Source organism: Williamsia sp. (assembly GCF_016462415.1).
Classification (GTDB): domain Bacteria; phylum Actinomycetota; class Actinomycetes; order Mycobacteriales; family Mycobacteriaceae; genus Williamsia_A.
On record NZ_JAEMTF010000220.1, the window covers coordinates 1 to 2,154 of the forward strand.

Below are 2,154 nucleotides of genomic sequence, written 5' to 3' on the forward strand. Positions count from 1 at the left end.
CCCGCCTTCTTCACCCCCGCGGGTGTCGGAACCCAGGTCGCCGACGGCGGACTCCCGCTGCGCTACGACGGTGCCGGCGGTGTCCTGGTGGCCAGCGAGCCGAAGGAGACCCGGGAGTTCGACGGGGTCACCTACGTCATGGAGCGCGGCATCGTCGCCGACTACGCCTTCGTCCACGCCTGGAAGGGCGATCGACACGGCAATCTCGTCTACCGCCGCAGCGCCCGGAACTTCAACCCCAACGCAGCGGCCGCGGGGAAGATCGCGATCGCCCAGGTCGAGCATCTCGTCGAGCCGGGCGAGCTCGATCCCGAGAACATCCACACGCCGGGCATCCAGGTACAGCGCGTGGTCGAGGTCGGACCGGTCGAGGTCGGAATCGAGAAGCGCACGGTACGGACGGAGAGCTGAGATGGCCTGGACACGAGACGAGATGGCGGCACGCGTCGCCCTCGAACTCAACGACGGCGAGTACGTCAATCTCGGGATCGGCATGCCCACCCTGGTGCCCAACCACATCCCCACCGACGTCACCGTCGTCCTGCACTCGGAGAACGGCGTCCTCGGCGTCGGGCCCTATCCGACCGACGACGAGCTGGACCCCGAGCTGATCAACGCGGGCAAGGAGACGATCACGGTCCTGCCGGGGGCGTCCTACTTCGACTCGGCGGCGTCGTTCGGGATGATCCGCGGCGGCCAGGTCGATGTCGCCGTGCTCGGCGGGATGCAGGTCAGCGCCCGCGGCGACCTCGCCAACTGGATGGTGCCCGGGCACATGGTGAAGGGCATGGGCGGCGCGATGGACCTGGTCCACGGCGCGCGGCGGGTCATCGTGATGATGGATCACCAGTCCCGCGACGGCGAGTCCAAGATCCTGCCGGAGTGCACCCTCCCGCTGACCGGTGAGCGCTGCGTCGGTCGGATCATCACCGACCTCGCGGTCATCGACGTCACCGCAGACGGGCTGGTCCTGGTCGACACCGCACCCGGGGTCACCCAGGACGAGGTGGTCGCGGCCACCGCCGCTCCCCTGCTGATCACCTGACTCGCCCGGCCGTCCACAAGCGTCACCGTGGGCCGGTCATCCGTGCTCACCGTCCGGATGACCCGTGAGCGGTGACGGTTGTGGACGACGGACGCCGAATATGGGATCCGGGTGACCCTTTGGTACCGTTGTCGAGCAGTACCAGGGGCTATAGCGCAGTTGGTAGCGCGTCTCGTTCGCATCGAGAAGGTCAGGGGTTCGATTCCCCTTAGCTCCACCACCGGGACCACGGTCCCCGGTTCACCGTGCTCAGCGGGCGTCGAAATCGCGGACCATTGTATTCGGCGCTCGACGTCGCCAGGCATCGGTGATCAACTCCGCAACGACGTCATCGTCCGCGGCGGTCAGGGACACGGCGACGGCGGACAACTTTGCACCCCAATACACCTCGGTGCACCAGTCGAATTCGGCGACGGCCTCGCGGATCTGCTCGTCGGACACCATGACCCGCAATGTGTCCTCGTCGGGCATCGTGGCCAGGATGTTCTTTCGGAAGCGCAGCGCGGCCATGCCGTGATGGTCGGCGACCACCACCTCGGGCAACGTCAGGGCACGCACACTGACATCGTCCCAGGTGGTCACGAGACGATCTACTCGCCTGCGGCCCTGCGGAACTCGGGCTCCTCGCGCATCACGCGACGACGCTGGAACGGCGGGAGGTGGTCGAACACGGGGTGCTCGTCGTCGATCTCGAGGACGACCGCGCCCGGCCGGATGAGGTGTTCGGGGATTTCGTCGGCCAGCGGGCTCTCGTCCTCGATGCGCCGGCGCTGCTGCGCCATGCGTGCCGCACGCGCGGCGCGGACACTGCGCTGCCGTCGGATCCGCTCCTCGATGCGAACGGTACGTCGCAGGTAGGCCATGTAGGCGACGAGGAGGAACACCCCGACGCCGGTGACGGCCCAACCGATCCCGCCCATCAGCACACCGACACCGACCGACGCGATCGCGAGAACCGCGAACACGAGCAGGAGTCGCTGGCGACCGCGGTACCGGGCCTCGCTGCGGCGGGTGTCGGCGGTGGGGTCGTATCCCCCGCGACCGCGCCGGGTCGACCCCTCGGCGGTCAGCGGCTCGGAGACCACCTCGTAGTCGGAGTCCTCGTCGTC

At 68.3% G+C, this 2,154-nt stretch carries 4 protein-coding genes and 1 tRNA gene; 3 read left to right on the plus strand and 2 right to left on the minus strand.

What is annotated here, in order from left to right; all coding sequences use genetic code 11:
* The 3 genes from JHC79_RS23500 to JHC79_RS23510 form a co-directional block, all read left to right on the plus strand.
* Positions 1–411: CoA-transferase (locus JHC79_RS23500; RefSeq protein ID WP_296395473.1), on the plus strand; the 411-nt coding region annotated here is incomplete at its 5' end.
* A 1-nt stretch (position 412) separates the two neighbouring features.
* Positions 413–1,045, plus strand: a complete 633-nt coding sequence (locus JHC79_RS23505; protein ID WP_296395475.1) for a CoA transferase subunit B — start codon at positions 413–415, stop codon at positions 1,043–1,045.
* Between the two features lie 144 nt (positions 1,046–1,189).
* Positions 1,190–1,265 (plus strand) — tRNA-Ala (locus tag JHC79_RS23510).
* Between the two features lie 29 nt (positions 1,266–1,294).
* Here JHC79_RS23510 and JHC79_RS23515 read toward each other — a convergent pair.
* Together JHC79_RS23515 and glpR are read right to left on the minus strand one after the other, a co-directional pair.
* Complete coding sequence (locus JHC79_RS23515) at positions 1,295–1,627, minus strand: MmcQ/YjbR family DNA-binding protein (RefSeq protein ID WP_296395478.1); 333 nt, start codon at positions 1,625–1,627, stop codon at positions 1,295–1,297.
* A gap of 8 nt (positions 1,628–1,635) precedes the next feature.
* Positions 1,636–2,154 (minus strand): gephyrin-like molybdotransferase receptor GlpR (gene glpR / locus JHC79_RS23520; protein WP_366783283.1); only part of this gene is annotated, 519 nt, incomplete at its 5' end.

Bases quoted from the DNA above. Each gene is read 5' to 3' on its own strand.
- JHC79_RS23505 (WP_296395475.1), top strand. From the start codon at position 413: ATGGCCTGGACACGAGACGAGATGGCGGCACGCGTCGCCCTCGAACTC.